The organism is Microbacterium sp. Z6_144 (assembly GCF_057197625.1).
The window spans coordinates 58,952-75,578 of sequence record NZ_JBXVPT010000002.1; the positions used below are offsets into that span (position 1 = coordinate 58,952).

11 protein-coding genes are annotated in these 16,627 nt (G+C 71.2%); 5 read left to right on the plus strand and 6 right to left on the minus strand.

Going from position 1 to position 16,627, the window contains the following annotated elements; translation table 11 throughout:
• Nucleotides 1-58: 58 nt before the first annotated feature.
• Entirely contained in the window at nucleotides 59-3,313 is a 3,255-nt protein-coding gene (locus AC2DGY_RS12465; protein WP_484510074.1) for an efflux RND transporter permease subunit, read from the plus strand.
• Between the two features lie 28 nt (nucleotides 3,314-3,341).
• Nucleotides 3,342-3,848, plus strand: a complete 507-nt coding sequence (locus tag AC2DGY_RS12470; RefSeq protein ID WP_484510075.1) for a hypothetical protein — start codon at nucleotides 3,342-3,344, stop codon at nucleotides 3,846-3,848.
• 373 nt (nucleotides 3,849-4,221) lie between these two features.
• Here AC2DGY_RS12470 and AC2DGY_RS12475 read toward each other — a convergent pair whose 3' ends face one another.
• Complete coding sequence (locus tag AC2DGY_RS12475; RefSeq protein ID WP_484510076.1) at nucleotides 4,222-5,136, minus strand: aldose 1-epimerase family protein; 915 nt, start codon at nucleotides 5,134-5,136, stop codon at nucleotides 4,222-4,224.
• A 263-nt stretch (nucleotides 5,137-5,399) separates the two neighbouring features.
• Here AC2DGY_RS12475 and AC2DGY_RS12480 point away from each other — a divergent pair, with 263 nt between their 5' ends.
• Nucleotides 5,400-7,973 (plus strand): DEAD/DEAH box helicase, encoded by a 2,574-nt coding sequence (locus AC2DGY_RS12480; RefSeq protein ID WP_484510077.1) that lies wholly within the window; start codon nucleotides 5,400-5,402, stop codon nucleotides 7,971-7,973.
• A gap of 103 nt (nucleotides 7,974-8,076) precedes the next feature.
• On the opposite strand, the gene AC2DGY_RS12485 is transcribed toward AC2DGY_RS12480, so the two are convergent.
• Entirely contained in the window at nucleotides 8,077-9,180 is a 1,104-nt protein-coding gene (locus AC2DGY_RS12485; RefSeq protein ID WP_484510078.1) for an Rv2578c family radical SAM protein, read from the minus strand.
• Between the two features lie 107 nt (nucleotides 9,181-9,287).
• Between AC2DGY_RS12485 and AC2DGY_RS12490 the strand changes: the two genes are divergently transcribed.
• Together AC2DGY_RS12490 and AC2DGY_RS12495 are read left to right on the plus strand one after the other, a co-directional pair.
• Nucleotides 9,288-10,397, plus strand: a complete 1,110-nt coding sequence (locus AC2DGY_RS12490) for a M15 family metallopeptidase (RefSeq protein WP_484510079.1) — start codon at nucleotides 9,288-9,290, stop codon at nucleotides 10,395-10,397.
• Nucleotides 10,398-10,653: 256 nt separating this feature from the next.
• The gene (locus AC2DGY_RS12495; protein WP_484510080.1) at nucleotides 10,654-11,817 is read left to right on the plus strand and encodes an acyl-CoA dehydrogenase family protein; all 1,164 of its coding nucleotides are present in this window, start codon (nucleotides 10,654-10,656) and stop codon (nucleotides 11,815-11,817) included.
• A gap of 82 nt (nucleotides 11,818-11,899) precedes the next feature.
• On the opposite strand, the gene AC2DGY_RS12500 is transcribed toward AC2DGY_RS12495, so the two are convergent.
• The 4 genes from AC2DGY_RS12500 to AC2DGY_RS12515 all read right to left on the minus strand — a co-directional run bounded on the left by AC2DGY_RS12500 (nucleotide 11,900) and on the right by AC2DGY_RS12515 (nucleotide 16,537).
• Nucleotides 11,900-13,168 carry an LCP family protein gene (locus AC2DGY_RS12500; RefSeq protein WP_484510081.1) on the minus strand — a complete coding sequence of 423 codons (1,269 nt, stop codon included), beginning with the start codon at nucleotides 13,166-13,168 and terminating at the stop codon, nucleotides 11,900-11,902.
• Nucleotides 13,169-13,248: 80 nt separating this feature from the next.
• On the minus strand, nucleotides 13,249-14,064 hold the full coding sequence (locus AC2DGY_RS12505) for an energy-coupling factor transporter transmembrane component T (RefSeq protein WP_484510082.1): 816 nt from the start codon (nucleotides 14,062-14,064) through the stop codon (nucleotides 13,249-13,251).
• Complete coding sequence (locus AC2DGY_RS12510; protein ID WP_484510083.1) at nucleotides 14,061-15,902, minus strand: ABC transporter ATP-binding protein; 1,842 nt, start codon at nucleotides 15,900-15,902, stop codon at nucleotides 14,061-14,063. The genes AC2DGY_RS12505 and AC2DGY_RS12510 overlap by 4 nt, the downstream gene beginning before the upstream one ends.
• An 80-nt stretch (nucleotides 15,903-15,982) precedes the next feature.
• Entirely contained in the window at nucleotides 15,983-16,537 is a 555-nt protein-coding gene (locus AC2DGY_RS12515) for an ECF transporter S component (RefSeq protein ID WP_484510084.1), read from the minus strand.
• Between the last annotated feature and the right edge of the window lie 90 nt (nucleotides 16,538-16,627).

The window sequence follows — 16,627 nt, forward strand, 5'->3', positions numbered from 1 at the left end:
TACTGAGGCCCCGATACACGTGGGTATCGGGTCCCGACGATCCGCCCGAAGGGCCCCTGTGTCGAATCTCGCCGTCCTGAGCCTGAAGAACCGGGCGCTCATCGCGCTCATCACGATCGTGGCGGCGGTGTTCGGCGGACTCGCGCTGGTGAACCTGAAGCAGGAGCTCATCCCCTCGATCGAGTTCCCCCAGCTCGCGGTCGTCACGACCTACCCCGGCGCCTCGCCCGAAGTCGTCGAGAACGACGTCTCGACCCCGATCGAGACGGCCATCCAGGGTGTACCCGGGCTCGAGGCCACCAGCGCCACCAGCACCACGAACGCCTCGATCATCTCCGCGTCGTTCACGTACGGCACCGACCTCGCGACCGCCGAGCAGAAGATCACCCAGGCGATCAATCGCGTCAGCAGCCAACTGCCGGAGTCGGTCGAGCCGAACGTGATCTCCGCGAGCATCGATGACTTCCCGGTCATCCAGATCGCCGTCACCGGCTTCGATGATGCGGAAAATGCGCAAGCCACGCTGGAATCGACGGTGATCCCCGACCTCGAAGACGTCGACGGGGTCAACGCAGCGCAGATCGTGGGCGGGCTCGGCCAGCGTGTCACGATCACCCCCGATCCCGCACGGCTCGCGGACCGGGGGTTCTCGCAGGAGGCCATCACCGACGCCCTCGACCAGAACGGGGTGCTCTTCCCCGGCGGTGACATCACGGAGGGTGGGGAGAGTCTCACCGTCCAGACCGGCGCCAAGCTCACCTCCGTCGAGGACGTGGCCGCGCTCCCGCTCGTCCCCTCCGATGCCGCCCAGTTCCGGGAAGGTCTCACCACGATCGGCGACGTCGCCACCGTGGTCGAGGACTCCGACCCGGTCTCCAGCATCTCGCGCGTCGACGGTGAGCCCGCGCTGACCATCGCCGTGACGAAGCTCCCCGCCGCCAACACGGTGGACGTCTCCCGCGGCGTCCTGGCGGCCCTTCCCGATCTCGAAGCATCGCTGGAGGGCGCGTCCTTCACGGTCGTCTTCGACCAGGCTCCGTACATCCAGCAGTCCATCGAGGCCCTCGCGCAGGAGGGCCTGCTCGGTCTCGCCTTCGCCGTACTGGTGATCCTGCTGTTCCTGCTGTCGGTGCGCTCGACGCTCGTGACGGCCATCTCGATCCCCACGAGCGTCCTGATCACGTTCGTCGGCATCCAGGCGTTCGGTTACTCGCTGAACATCCTCACCCTGGGCGCCCTCACGATCGCGATCGGCCGCGTCGTGGACGACTCGATCGTCGTCATCGAGAACATCAAGCGCCACTACGTGGGCGATGCCGACAAGCTCGGGTCGATTCTCCGCGCGGTCCGCGAGGTGGCCGCGGCGATCACGGCGTCCACCATCACGACGGTCGCGGTGTTCCTCCCCATCGCCTTCGTCGGCGACGTCACCGGTGAGCTGTTCCGACCCTTCGCGCTCACTGTGACGATCGCCATGGCGGCGTCGCTGTTCGTCGCGCTGACCATCGTGCCGGTGCTGGCCTACTGGTTCCTCCGGCCGGGGAAGCAACTGCACGACGCCGAGGGCAACCCGGTCGACCCCGAGGCGCCGGAAGCTCCGCCCAGCCGCCTGCAGAAGGCGTACCTGCCGGTGCTGAACTGGACCCTGCGGCACTCGTGGGCCACGCTCGGGCTGGCGGTGCTGGTTCTGGCAGGCACCGCGGCGGCGGCGCCATTCATGAAGACGAACTTCCTCGGCGACTCCGGTCAGAACACCTTCACCGTCACGCAGGAGATCGGTCCCGCGGCGAGCCTGGAAGCCGAGGATGCCGCCGCCCAGCGTGTCGAGGAGGCCCTGGCCGAGGTCGACGGCATCGAGACGGTGCAGGTGTCGATCGGCTCCAGCGGCTCGGCGCTGCGCGATGCGTTCTCCGGCGGCGGGAGCGGCGTGACGTACTCGGTCACCACCGACCCCGATGCCGACCAGATCGTCGTCCGTGAGAGCGTGCAGGAGGCCGTCGCCGACCTCGAGGACGTCGGTACCGTGACCGTGGCCGCCGCGGGTGGCGGGTTGGGCTCGTCCGACATCGCGGTCGACGTCGCGGCCCCCGACGGCGCGACCCTGCAGGAGGCCGCCGACGCCCTCGTCGCCGAACTCGAGGGCCGCGACGGCATCGGTCAGGTCACCAGCAACCTTGCCGCGTCCCTGCCCTACATCGCCGTGACGGTCGACCGGGATGAGGCGGCAGAGCGGGGCCTGTCGGAGGTGGCGGTCGGCGGCCTGGTGTCGAGCACCATGCAGCCGCGCCAGATCGGCACGGTGGAGATCGACGGGACGTCGCTGACGGTGTACCTCGCCGCATCCCAGCCGCCGGCGACCCTCGACGAGCTGCGCGCCCTCGAGGTGCCCTCCGCCGCGGGCCCGGTGCGGCTGGACGCCATCGCCACCGTCGAGGAGAGCGAAGGACCCACCTCGATCACGACCGAGCGCGGTCTGCGCACGGCGACGGTGACGGTGACCCCGTCCACCGACGACCTGACGGCGGCGTCGGCCTCGGTCACCGCTGCGCTGGAGGACGCCGAGCTCCCGAGCGGGGCCGACGCCGAGATCGGCGGGGTCCTCGCCGATCAGACGGACGCGTTCACGCAGCTCGGCCTCGCGATGCTGGCCGCGATCCTCATCGTCTACATCGTGATGGTCGCGACGTTCAAGTCGCTGCGCCAGCCGCTGCTCCTGCTCGTTTCGGTGCCGTTCGCTGCCACCGGCGCGATCCTGCTGCAGATCGCCACCGGTGTGCCGCTGGGCGTCGCGTCGCTGATCGGCGTACTGATGCTGATCGGCATCGTCGTGACGAACGCGATCGTCCTCGTCGATCTGGTCAATCAGTACCGGGTCAGCGGGCTGAGCGCCCACGACGCCACCGTCGCCGGCGGATCACGGCGACTGCGTCCGATCCTGATGACCGCCTTGGCGACGATCTTCGCGCTGACCCCGATGGCGCTGGGCATCACCGGGCACGGCGGGTTTATTTCTCAGCCACTCGCGATCGTGGTGATCGGCGGACTGATATCGTCGACCGTCCTGACGCTGCTCGTGCTCCCGACGCTGTATAACCTGGTCGAGGGCTGGCGGGAGAGGCGCCCCGAGCGGCTGGTTGCCGATACCGAGCGCCGGGCAGACCGGGCGCGGCGGCGGCGCGAACGCCGGGAGTCGTCGCGAACTGGCGCGAACGCACCCGCCGACGAGGAGCCAGGTGCGAGCGCGCCGGCTGCGTCGGATTCGGCGACACGGCGTGCGCTGCGACGCGATCGGCCGGCGCAGCCGGAACGCTGAGAGCGGGTTTGGAGCGCACGGCGATGCTGTGCGTGAACATCCCCGACCAGGCGAACATCGCGCTGAAGGCGAGGACCTCGAACAGTGCGAGGTTGATGCTGCCGCCGACGAACTGCCACGCCGACGCGAACAGGAACGCGAAGGTGACCGCCGTCGTCAGGTGAAGGCGTCGCGGCATCCGGTGAAGAAGCAGCGGGGACGTCAGCAGGAGAGCGGCGAAGCCGAGCACCATGGCCGCGGCGACATGATCGTGCACGGTCTGGTTGACGTTGAGGGGTACGCAGCCGACGAGGGCGAGATTCACGCCGATCGTGGTGAGGAAGGTCTGGGCGGCCAAGCCCGACCCGCGGCGACCGGCCAGCCGGCCGAGGCGGGCGAGGTCGCGCCCCACGCGGCTGGCGAAGATGGCGACCAGCGAGCCGGCGGCGACGAGTGTGCCGTTGAAGAGAACCCCGGAGGTGTCGTGGAAGGTGCCGAGCCTGCTGAAGTGCAGGTGCCACCAGAGCGGATCGGTGGTCGTCAGGACGGACAGTAGGATGCCGCCGACGAGCACGACCAGGACCCCCAACGCGAGTTGCATCGTAGTGGCCCGCGCCAGGACGGCACGGGGCGACACGATGAACACCGTTCGGGTGACCGGTATGACGACACTCATTCTCGGGTCTCTCCACCCAGCACGGACAGGGCGTCCACGTACCGTCGAGCTCCCTTGGCCCCCGCCGCTCGTCGGTTTGCGAACGCCGGATGGCCCACAACAACTCCCCCAGCGTGACGGCATGCCGTCTCGGTCATGGTATCCCGCCGAAGGCATGCACAGGGAGGCCAGATGGGCGTCAGGACGACCAATTTGGCTCAGGGGCGTGAGAGTTCTCTCACAAGTGGGCGTTCCTGCGCGGTCGGAAGCGTTTTTACGACGTCCGGGTGATCCCCCACTCGACGGACCATGCCTCACCGGCATGCAGCCAGCGCACGCCGGTGCCGGAGTTCAAGGCATCCGCAGGCGCCGTCAGGGGCTCCACCGCGAGGGCGACGGGGTGGTCGGGGAAGCGGTCGGTCGTGAAGACCTGGGTCCACTCGAACCCCTCGCCCTGCCACAGCGTGAGTGATGTGCCATCCGGGGCGGTGAGGGTGGTGCGCGCCCGACCGCCGGAGTCGCGATCGAGGTCGCGATAAGCGGTGTCGAGATCGAGGTCGCCGACGCGGCGGCCCTCCCTCAGGTCGGTCGCCGCATCCACGGGCGCCTCGCCCACAGGGAGCTTCCGATCGTCGGTCAGCACGCGCGTGGCGCCGGAGGAGCGCAGCACGAGATCGGCGGTGTTCGCGGTGCCGATCTGAAGGAAAGGGTGTGCGCCGACGGCGACCGGGGCGTCATCGGCGCCGGCGTTGCGCACATCATGGTGGACGGTGATCCCGTCGTCGGTGAGGGTGTACGTGACGCGCGTCTGCAGAGTGAAGGGGTAGCCGGTCTGCGGAAAGATGTCGGCACAGAGGGTGACGCGATCTGTCGCCTCCTCTTCCGCCCGGTAGGGGGCGAAGCGGAGCAGGCCGTGGCTGGCATTGCCGAGCGCAGGTTCGCTGATCGCGAGCTGACGGGTCACGCCGCGCTGCGTCCACCGGCCGTCGCGGACGCGGTTCGGCCACGGCACCAGCACGATCCCCGACGCGGCCGGCGTGGGGATGTCGTCGCGATACCGCGGCACGAGGTCCACGCCGCCCACGGTGAGGGCGCGCAGGGCGGCGCCGACCTGGGCGACCTCGGCCGTCGCCGTGTCCGTCGTGAGGCGGAACCGTCGCCCCGTCGGATCTGCGGGGAGCCACGTCATACGCCCAGGGTATGGCCCGCGGCGTACACGCCGTGGGCGGCGCGTCGGGCACCTTCCCAGGTGGGTGCGCTAGCGTTGATGAGTCGGCTTTGGACACCGCGCTGTGCGCGGATGGGTTTGTGAGTCCAAGGGGCCGATGGGAGGAGCGAATCCGCTCCGACGATCATCAGAGTTAATGGCCCCGGCCGACGGATGTCCGGGTTTGTGCCGTGCCGCGCGCACGGCGCGTGCTGTTTGCGCGAATACAACCCAGGAAGATCCCCATGCCGAAAAGCAAGAACCCGGCCGGCGGCCGCCCCGCCAAGAATTTCGAGCCCCGTTACGGCGACAAGCCGTCGTACCAGGACCGCAAGCGCCGCCCCGACGACGCGCGCCCCGCGGCGTCCAAGCCCGGGACCAAGAGCCCCAACCACCGCGGCCATCGCCCCGCCGAGGCGGGCGCGGCAGAGCCGAAGCGCCGCTGGACCGCGCAGGAGCGCGCCGGGCGCGACGAGGCACGCGGCATCCGCTCGGGCGAGCGTCCGGCCCGTTCGTTCGACGACCGCCCGCGTCGCTCCTTCGACGACCGCCCGGCACGTTCGTACGACGACCGCCCCGCTCGGTCTTTCGACCGCCCCGCGCGTTCGTTCGATGACCGCCCGGCCCGCGATGACCGTCCCGCACGGCCGTACAACGACCGCCCCGCGCGCACCAACGACCGTCCCACTCGGGATGACCGTCCGGCGCGCACGTTCAGCGACCGCCCGGCGCGCGATGACCGTCCCGCACGGCCCTACAACGACCGTCCGGCGCGTTCCTTCGACGACCGCCCCCGCCGGGATGACCGTCCTGCGCGGTCGTTCGGCGACCGTCCGGCCCGTGATGACCGTCCTGCGCGGTCGTTCGGCGACCGTCCGGCGCGGGATGACCGTCCGGCGCGTTCCTTCAACGACCGCCCGGCGCGTTCGTTCGATGACCGCCCGCGTCGCGATGACCGTCCGGCGCGGGATGGCCGTCCGGCGCGTTCCTTCAACGATCGTCCGGCGCGGGATGACCGTCCGGCGCGTTCCTTCAACGACCGTCCGGCACGCGATGACCGTCCGGCGCGGACGTTCAACGACCGTCCGGCACGCGATGACCGTCCCGCGCGGACGTTCAACGACCGCCCGGCGCGTTCGTTCGATGACCGCCCGCGTCGCGATGACCGCCCGGCCCGCTCCTTCGACGATCGCCCGCGCCGCGACGCCGGACCGAACCGCTCGGATTGGAAGTCGGAGACCGCGTCGAAGGCGCACGAGCAGCACGTCGACGTCGTGCACGAGAAGCTGCAGGCCGAGGCCGTCCAGACGCAGGAGAGCTCGGATGTGACGTTCACGAGCCTCGGACTGGGCGACAACATCGTCCGCACGCTCGCCGACCTCGGTGCGGCCACGCCGTTCCCGATCCAGGCAGCTACAGTCGCCCCGATCCTCGAGGGCCGTGACGTGCTCGCACGTGGGCGCACGGGCTCGGGCAAGACGATCGCCTTCGGTGCGCCCCTGGTCGAGAGCCTTCTTCGCTCGCAGGCCGGTCAGAAGCGTGCCTTCGCTCGCCTGCCGCAGGCGCTCATCCTCGCTCCGACGCGCGAGCTCGCCCTGCAGATCGACCGCACCATCCAGCCCATCGCTCGCAGCGTCGGCCTGTTCACGACGCAGATCTACGGCGGCGTGCCCCAGGCGCGCCAGGTGGGTGCGCTCCGCAAGGGTGTCGACATCATCATCGGCACCCCCGGGCGTATTGAAGACCTCATCCGCCAGGGCAAGCTCGACCTCTCCGAGGTGCGCATCGTCGTGCTCGACGAGGCCGACCACATGAGCGAGCTCGGATTCCTCGAGCCGATTCAGCGCATCCTCCGCCTGGTGCAGGACGGTGCACAGAAGCTGATGTTCTCGGCGACGCTCGACCGTGAGGTCGCAGCCCTCGTGGACGAGTTCCTCGTGGATCCCGCGGTGTACGAGGTCGCCGGCGAGACGCAGGAGTCGAGCACCATCGACCACCGCATCCTCGTCATCGACCACCGCGACAAGGCCGAGATCCTCACCTCGCTCGTCGACCGCGACGGCAAGACCCTGGTCTTCGCCCGCACGCGCGCCTACGCCGAGATGCTCGCCGAGCAGTTCGACGACGCCGGCATCTCAGCCGTCGCGCTGCATGGCGATCTCAACCAGGCCAAGCGCACGCGCAACCTCGAGCGGCTCACCTCGGGCCGCGTCAACGTCCTGGTGGCGACGGATGTCGCGGCCCGCGGCATCCACGTCGACGACATCGACCTCGTGATCCAGGCCGACGCCCCGGACGAGTACAAGACGTACCTGCACCGCTCGGGCCGCACCGGTCGCGCGGGTCGTGCGGGTACCGTCGTGACGCTCATCCCGCGCCAGCGCCGCCGGCGCATGACCGAGATGCTGCAGCGTGCGGAGATTCAGGCGCCCTTCGACGACGTGCGCGTCGGCGACGACCTCCTCGAGGACATCCGTCTCGGCATCACGGCCGAGGTGGCCGAGCCTGCCGTGCCGGCACCGCGCCAGCTGTCCGAGCCCGCGGCGACGGAGTTCGCCGAGGAGCCCGAGGTGACCGAGGTCTCCGCTGAGGAGCCCGAGTTCGCCGCTGAGGAGCCCGAGCTGACCGAGGTCTCCGCTGAGGAGCCCGAGCTCTCCGCTGAGGCGCCCGAGGTCTCCGCTGAGGAGTCCGAGCTCTCCGCTGAGGCGCCCGAGTCTCCCGCGGCCGCGCCTGAGGAGCCCGAGGCCGCCGCTGAGCGGACCGAGCTCCTCGACGAGGAGCCCGCCGTGCCCGCGCGGACCGGCGACGCCCCCGCCTGATCGGAGCAGCCACTCCGCGAGACCGCATCCGGCCGACGAGACGGCGACATTATGTCGCTGCTTCGTCGGCAGGGTGCGGTTTCGCGGTTTCCGGGGCCCGGCGTCAGAACAGGGTCGGCTCGCTCGCCGGGGCCACGCGCGGCCGTGTCGTCCTGATGGGTCCGAGTCCGCGGAGTGAACCCGGATCGGACGCACCGGGGGTGCGGTCGGCGAGGCCGGGCGTGGCACGCGCGCGCGGATGCTCGTCCTCATCCCGCCCATTCAGGCCGTGCATCCGCAGGAGCGGGCGCACGCGCTTGGCGAGCCACGTGCGATACGGCTTGGGCGCCTGCGCGGCGGCTCCGGGGTAGAGACCGCGATAGGACGAGACCAGCTCGGGGTGCTCGCGCTCGAGCCAGGTGAAGAACCAGGGCTTCACGCCCGGGCGCAGGTGCAGGGCTCCGTAGATGACGCGCGCCGCTCCCGCCTCCCGGATGCGGCGGAGTGCGTCGTCGAGCGCGGCGACGGAGTCGGTGAGGTGGGGCATGACCGGCATGAGGAACACCGTGACGCGGAAGCCCGCCTCGGCGGCAGCGCGGACGGTGTCCAGACGTGCCTGTGCGCTCGGCGTCCCCGGCTCGATCGACTTCTGCAGCGCATCGTCGAAGACCGCGATCGACATCGCCAGCGACACGCGCACGGAGGCCGCCGCCTCCGTCAGCAACGGCAGATCGCGCCGCAGCAATGAGCCCTTGGTGAGGATCGAGAACGGCGTGCCCGACTCGGTGAGGGCGGAGGCGATCTGCGGCATGAGCCGGTACCGGCCCTCGGCGCGCTGATAGGGGTCGGTGTTGGTCCCCAGCATTACCGGCTCGCGCGACCAGGATCCGCGGCGAAGCTCGGTGCGCAGCACATCGGCGACGTTCACCTTCACGACGATCTGCGAGTCGAAGTCGCTGCCGGCATCGAGGTCGAGGTACTCGTGCGTGCCACGAGCAAAGCAGTACGTGCACGCATGGCTGCATCCCCGGTACGGGTTGACCGTCCAGTCGAAGGGCATGGCGGATGCTCCGAGCACGCGGTTGAGCGCGGTCTTGCAGAGCACCTCGTGGAAGGTCATGCCGGCGAACTCGGGCGTGGTCACGGAGCGCACGAGGCCATCCATCCGCTCCATGCCGGGAAGGGCCGCGGGGTCGTCCACGCCCAGCTGCTGCCCTTGCCATCTCATGTCCTAATGGGAACAGAGATGCGAATCTCTGTCAAGACGTACCGGTCCAACGTCGAACACGTCAGCGGCGTGCTGGCACACGCGTCGCCGCGGGGGACAATGGAGCGGTGACGGAACCCGACCCGCACGCTTTCACGCGGCGCGCACTGCGCGAGGCGGCGCAGCGCGCTGCCGCGGGCGCGCCCACTCCGATCGCGCGCCACGCGCGCCGTCGGCGCCTCGGGCCGCGGATGGCCGTTGCCGCAGCCGGAGCCGTGATCCTCGTCGCCGGGGCGACGGCCGCGACGGTGGCGACGGGGGCCACGGTGGCGACGACGGCCCCGCCGGCCATGTCGTCCCCGACCAGCCACTCTTCTCCCGCCGCCCGTGCCACGCCCGCCCCCGTCCCGAGCGAGAGCGTGAGCGTGAACGTGAACGTGAACGCCCGCATCCTCGCCCTTCCGCCCGAGGGCCTGCCCGTCCCCGAGCAGTCGGCCGAGGTCACCGCTGCCGGAACGCTCTGCGAGCAGCCCGCGCTCCTCGGGGCGCTCGCGGCCGGGGACGATGCCGCGGCGATCGCCGCCACCGGCGGTCCAGAGCCGTTCCGCGCGGCGGTCGCGGCGGGCACGGCTCCCTGCATCCGCCTGGACGATCCCGCCCGCGTGTGGGTGGTGGTCAACAAGCAGCGGCCGTACGCGTCGATCGATGCCGTTCCCGCGCCCCTGGTGCAGCCGGAGGGGGTCCGGGGCCTCGTGGGAAGCGACCTGCGGCGGGATGCGGCGGCTGCGCTGACGGCGCTCGTGCGCGCGGCCGCGGATGCCGGAGCCGGTGAGGTCGCGCTGGAGAGCGCGTACCGCTCGTTCACGACGCAGGAGTCCACCTACGCCGGGCATGTCGCCGACCGCGGCGTCGAGGGCGCCGACCTCGTGAGCGCTCGCCCCGGGTTCAGCGAGCACCAGTCGGGTCTCACCGTGGACGTGCTCCCGTGCGCCGAGGTCTGCGGAACGATCGACGACCTCGCCGCGACGCCGCAGGGCGCCTGGCTCGCGGAGCACGCATGGGAGTACGGCTGGATCGTCCGCTATACCGAGGGGCGCACCGACGTGACCGGCTACGCGCCGGAGCCGTGGCACCTGCGCTACATCGGAACCGACTTGGCGCGCGCCTACCACGACGGCGGATGGACGACGTTGGAGGAGTTCTTCGGACTGCCCGCCGCACCGGGCTACGCGCAGTAACTCCGCGACTGCACGACGTGGTGCCCAGTGCACGGCGTATCGGCGTGCACAGGTCGTGCGTTCGGCAGGATGCCGTGCACTCGACGGAGGGCGCACCTGGCGCCAACCTCCAACGCGGCACGCGGTGTCACGAGAGGTGGGATGCGGTTCCGGACAGCGAACGCGCGAGCGACCGCGTGCTGACCTAGACTCGCTCGCGCTGCCTGGTCGATCGGCCATGGCCCGCAGCATCCACTCGGAGCGGAGAGGAGTCGGCATGGACCGCGACATCTACGACGAAGACCACGAGGCGTTCCGCGAGGTCGTTCGCGAATTCATCAAGCGCTACGTCAGCAACCAGGCGCGCGAGCGATGGGACGCGGAGGGCGAGATCGACCGAGCGACGATGCTCGCGGCGGGTCAGTCCGGCCTCATCGGACTGTCGGTGCCGGAGGAGTTCGGTGGCGCCGGGATGCTGCAGGACTACCGGTTCCGCACGATCGTCATGGAGGAGATCCTCAAGGCGGGCGCCGGCTCGCTCGCCGGTGCCTTCGGCATCCAGGACGACCTCGCCGTGCCGTATCTCGCGCACTTCGGCACGCCGCAGCAGCAGCAGAAGTGGCTCCCGGGAATGGCGACCGGAGAGGTGATCGGCGCGCTCGCCATGACCGAGCCCGGCACCGGCAGCGACCTCCGCGGGGTGACCACGACCGCGAAGAAGGTCGACGGCGGATACCTCGTCAACGGCGCCAAGACGTTCATCTCCAGCGGCAAGACCGCCGACCTCGTCGTCACCTTCGTCAAGACGGGGGAGGGCAACCGGCCGGATGCGTTCAGCCTGCTGCTGATCGAGAATGGCATGGCGGGCTTCGAGCACGGCAAGAAGCTGCACAAGATGGGCTTCCAGGGCCACGACACCGCGGAGCTGTCCTTCACGGACGTGTTCGTCCCGGAGGAGAACCTCATCGGCGGGCAGGAAGGGCACGGCTTCATCCAGCTGATGCGCAACCTGCCGCTCGAGCGCCTCTCGATCGGTGTCGCCGCCGCGGCCGCATCCGAAGCGGGCCTCGTCTGGACGCTGGAATACGTGAAGAGCCGGGAGGCGTTCGGCACGCCGGTCATCGACTTCCAGAACACGCGGTTCCGGCTCGCGGATGTCGCGACCACCGTCGACGTGCTGTGGGCGTATGTCGACCGGGCCATCGCGCTCTACGGCGAGGGCAAGCTCACGCCCGAGGAAGCAGCGAAGGTCAAGTTCTGGACGACCGAGCGCGAGGGCGAGGTGCTCGACACGTGCGTTCAGCTGCACGGCGGCTACGGGTACATCACCGAGTACCCGATCGCCCGCGCCTACCTCGACGCCCGGGTGCACCGCATCTACGGCGGCACGAACGAGATCATGCGCGAGATCGTCGGCCGCCAGCTCGCCGGCCGCCGTTGAGCTCCTCGTCCCCTCGTCGACTCGCCAACAAACGCGCGGAATCGCCGAGATTCGCGACGTTTGTTGGCGAGTCGACCGGTGGTTAGCGGGAGAGGTTGCCGGCGGAGCAGGTCTCCTGGGCCGCCGTGGACCCCGTGATGCTCGGGGGGAGCTCGACCGCCTCGTCCCCGGGGTCCGCCGGCGGAGCGGGCGTCGTGACCGTGGGAGCGGGCGTCGTGACCGTGGGGTCGGGCGCGGGGGTTTCGGCCGGTTCCTGGGGCGTCACCTCGACGACGCCGTCGTTGGCGCCGACCTCGCCCGTGAGCGCGATCGGCCGGTTGTCGGCGAGCGCCTGCCACAGCGGCTCCGCGGCGGCGTAGTTCGGTACGACGCGGTTCGGGTCGCCGGGCGCGGCGTTCGTCGGGTACTGCACGAACACGATCTCCTCGAACGGCACGTCGCGCACGGCCAGGGCGATCTGCACGAGCGTGAGCGGATTTGTCAGGCTCGTCGAGGGATCGACGCTGCGCAGGGCGCTCGAGGCCAGCCGGTACATCGTGGCGGGGTCGGTGAGCACCTCCTCGCTCACGAGCTTCCGGGCCAGCCGCGACATGTACTGCTGCTGGTTGCTGATGCGGGCGAGGTCGCTGCCCCCGACGCCGTAGCGGGTGCGCAGGAACTGCAGCGCCTCCATCCCCTGGATGGTGCGCGGACCGGCCGGCCAATCGATGCCGGTGTTGCGGTCGCGCATCCCCCGGGCGAGGCACACCTCGACCCCGCCGACCGCGTCGGTGATCTCGATGACGCCGCCGAAGGTCACCGTCGCGGCGAACTGGATGTCCTGGTCGCTGATGCCGGACACGGTGTCGACCACGCAGTTGAGCCCGCCGATGTCGAACAGCTCGTTGATCTGCACGGATCCGCCGGGCCACGTCGACCCGTCCACCCGCGTGCACCCCGGCGACGGCAGGACGAGGTCGCGCGGGAAGGAGACCACCGTCACCCGCCGTGGGTCGTCGGAGATGTGCAGCAGGATGTTGACGTCGTTGAGGGTGCTGGATGCATCCGGCCCGGTGCAGCGGGCCCCGAAGAGGTGGGCGTACTCGGGCTCGCACGCGTCGATGCCGGTGAGGAGCAGGTTCACCCCGCCCTCGATCTCGCCGATGTCGGGGGGCGGCGCGGGCTGGTCCTGGAGTTCGACCGCGTCCTCGGTGAAGCTGGCGGCCAGGTCGTAGGTGGCGTACCCGATCGTGCCCGCTGTCGCCACCAGCACCACCGCGACCGCCACGGCGACGAGGGTGAGGAGCTGACCGGCGATGCTGGGGGAACGCAGCCGGGCGTGCCGGGCCACTGTTCTGCGTCGCCGCACCATGGCTCCCCTTTCGACGCCGGTCGAGGCATCGGCCCGATTCTAGGCAACGGCCTCGGCCGCTCCGGGGATATCGGGTCGGTTCAGCCCGCGTGCCAGGGCCGGAAGTACCAGAACACGGCGGCCGAGAGCATCCACGCCGCCGCGACGAAGACGACATCGCGCGCACGGAACGGCACGACGTGGCGCTCGGTGCGATCGGGGTACGCGCCGAAGGCGCGGGCATCCATCGCGAGCGCGACCCGCTCCGCGTGACGGATCGCGCCGGCCAGGAGCGGTATGAGGTACCCCGCCCACCGCGCGAGAGCGGCGAACGGGCCTCTGCCGCGGCGTCGTCCGCGCACCCTGTGCGCCTGGCGGATGACGTCGAGCTCCGAGCCGAAGCGCGGCACGAAACGGAATGCCGCGAGTGCGGTGTACCCGATCCGGTAGGGCACGTGCAGCTGCTGCACGAGCGAACGGACGAGGTCCGGCCCGGCGGTCGTCATCCCGGCGATGAGGGCGAGGGCGATGATCGCGCCCAGGCGCAGCGCCGTGGCGAAGCCGACGTCGAGGGCGCCGGCGTAGAGGGTCCATGGGCCCAGCTGCGAGAGGGTGATGGACCGGTCGACGCGGTCGACGTCGGCCCAGAGGGAGAAACCGGCCCCGACCGCGGCGATGGCCGCCGGGAACGCGAGGAAGACGGCTGCCGCTCTCCGGGCCGACCACCGCGCTCCGACGAGCAGTACCCCGCAGGCGAGCACCAGGAAGGTCAGGGGCGTCGCCAGATCGCGCACGAAGACGAGGAGCACCATCGCCGGCGCCGGCCCGGCGAGCTTGGCGAGCGGGTTGAGAGCGGGGAGGAACCGCAGATCCCGGCCCGCCGCGGCCGTGGCGAAGGGGTCGGCGCCCGAGCTCACGCGCGCCCCCCGGGAAGGTCGCTCAGACGCGTCGCACCGCTGAGCTCGGGATGCTGCGTCAGATCCGCCAGCGCCACGCGCAGGGGTGGCGGGCGCAGGCCTGCGCGGCGGAGCAGCGCGTCGTCGGCGAACACCGCGGACGTGGCCGCGGATGCCAGCATCCGCCCGCCGGAGAGCACGACCGCGCGGTCGGCATGGTCGGTGACGAGCTGCATGTCGTGGCTGACGACGACGATGGTCGTGCCGCCGCCGCGGAGATCTTCCAGCAGCGCCATCAGTTCGTCCGCGCGCGCCCGATCCTGCCCGAATGTCGGCTCGTCGAGCACCAGGGTGCGCGCTCCGGCCACCACCGCGGTGCCCACCGACAGCCGCCGCTTCTGCCCGCCCGACAAGAGGAACGGGTGCGTGCGCGCGTGGCGGGTCAGTGCGAAGCGGCGCAGGAGGTCGTGCGTCCGCTCGCGCACGATCTCGTCGGGGAGGCGCTGCATCCGCAGCCCGTGCGCGATCTCGTCGAAGACGGTGGGCGCGATGAACTGGTGCTCGGGGTTCTGGAAGACGAAGCCGACGTGGGCTGCGAGGGTGCGGGCATCGGTGCGGCCGACGTCGAGCCCGTTCAGGTGCACCGTCCCCCGCGGTGGGCGGAGGACGCCCGCGATCGCCTGCACGAGGCTGGTCTTCCCGGCGCCGTTCTCCCCGACGACGGCGACGAACTCGCCGGCGGCGACATCCAGGTCGATGCCCTCGAGCACGGTCGTGCGGGAGCGCCCGCGGCCCCGGGTGAGCGTGAGCCCGCGCACCCGGACGACCGGCTCCTCGCCACCTGCCGGTCGCACCCTCGCGGAAGCGGCCGGATCCGTCGCGTCCCGCCCATCCGGAGCGGTGTCCTCCCGCACCCGGCCGGCCCGCCCGAGCGGGGCCGGTGGGGCGGATGCGGCGGGCGCGGGCGTCCGCTCGAGTGCGGTGCGCAGCTCGGCAGGGGTCAGTGGCAGGGGGTCGAGGCGGTACCCCGCGCGGCGGAGGCGGAGCGCCGCCAGGGTGGACGTCGGCAGCCAGACGCCGCTCGCGTGGAGCTCCTCGGCGCGCTCGCGGAACACCGCATCCACCGGTCCGTCGATGACGAGCCGGCCGTCGGCATCGAGCACGACGACGCGGTCCACCAGCCCCACGGCGGAGTCGAGGTTGTGCTCGATCAGGACGATCGCGCGATCGCCGGCGGCGACGACGTCCGCCAGTGTCGCGTAGACCTCCTCGATGCCGCGGGGGTCGAGGTTGGCGGTGGGTTCGTCGAGCACGAGAAGGGGCGAGCCCATCGCCAGCGCCGCGGCGAGGGCGAGGCGCTGGCGCCCGCCCCCGGAGAGGTGGTCGGGGTTGTCGGCGTGCCGGCCCTCCAGCCCCACGCGCCGCAGGGCGTCCGCGGCCCGCGCCCGCACGTCATCGACCGGAAGCCGCAGATTCTCCGGACCGAAGGCCACCTCGTCGAGGACGGTTCCGGTCACCAACTGCGCGTCGGGGTCTTGGAAGACCATGCCCACGCGCGTGCTCAGAACCGGCACCGGTGTGGTCGCCGCATCCATCCCCGACACCTCGACGGTGCCGCTGACGTGCGCGGGCACGGCGGAGGGGATGAGGCCGTTCAAGGAGAGCGCGAGAGTGGACTTCCCCGACCCGCTGGGGCCGAGGATCAGCACCACCTCGCCGGGTGCGACGTCGAAGCTCACGTCTGCCGGGGTGGCCGTATCGGTCCCGTCGTGGGTCACGGCCAGGTTCCGCACGCGCGCCAGCGGCGGGCCGACAGGGGGCGCAGCGCGGCCGGAGGCATCGCGCTCGGAAGGGTTCACGGCGTCCAGTCGGAAGGCTCGAGGAGGAACTTAGCCTACCCTTACCCGCCGGACGCCGACGAGGACGGCGCCGTGACGGCTCAGCGCCGCACGGCGGGGCGCGCGACGCCCGCTCGCCGGAGCCCCGCACCCACGCCGAGACCGACCGCCGTCCAGGCGACCGGCCCGAGGATGAACAGCGCGACGAAGACCACCTGCGCCCATGGTGCGAACCGGGCCAGGTCGAACGCGAACCACAGCGGGACGGCCAGCACGATGCCGGTGACCGCTGCCGACAGGAAGAACCGCCACGGTTCCCAGTGCCGGTAGCGGGTCAGGGCCGCCACCCCCTCCTGCACGCCGCCGAACACGACCGCTGCCACGAGGTAGCCCGCCACCATCGCCGGCGCGATGGCCGACGCCACGATCGCGGCGATCGCGTGAGTGAGCAGCGCCACCCAGGGCTGTCGCAGCAACTCCTGTGCGATGACGCCGGGGAGCGCATGAAACCCCAGCACCAGGCCGTAGACGGCGACGGCGCCGACGGCAGCGACCGCGTGCAGCACGGCCCACCCGGCCGAGAGGAGGCCCGTCCCCACCCCGATCGCGGCGCAGATGAGGAGGATCCGCGTGGGAACCCGGGATGCCGCGGTCACCGGTTCAGCGTACTCCCGGCCTCCTCGCCACCGGCCGCCGGCGAGGGCGCGGTCGGTGGGTGCGGGCACGGCCCTGAACATCCGCCCGAA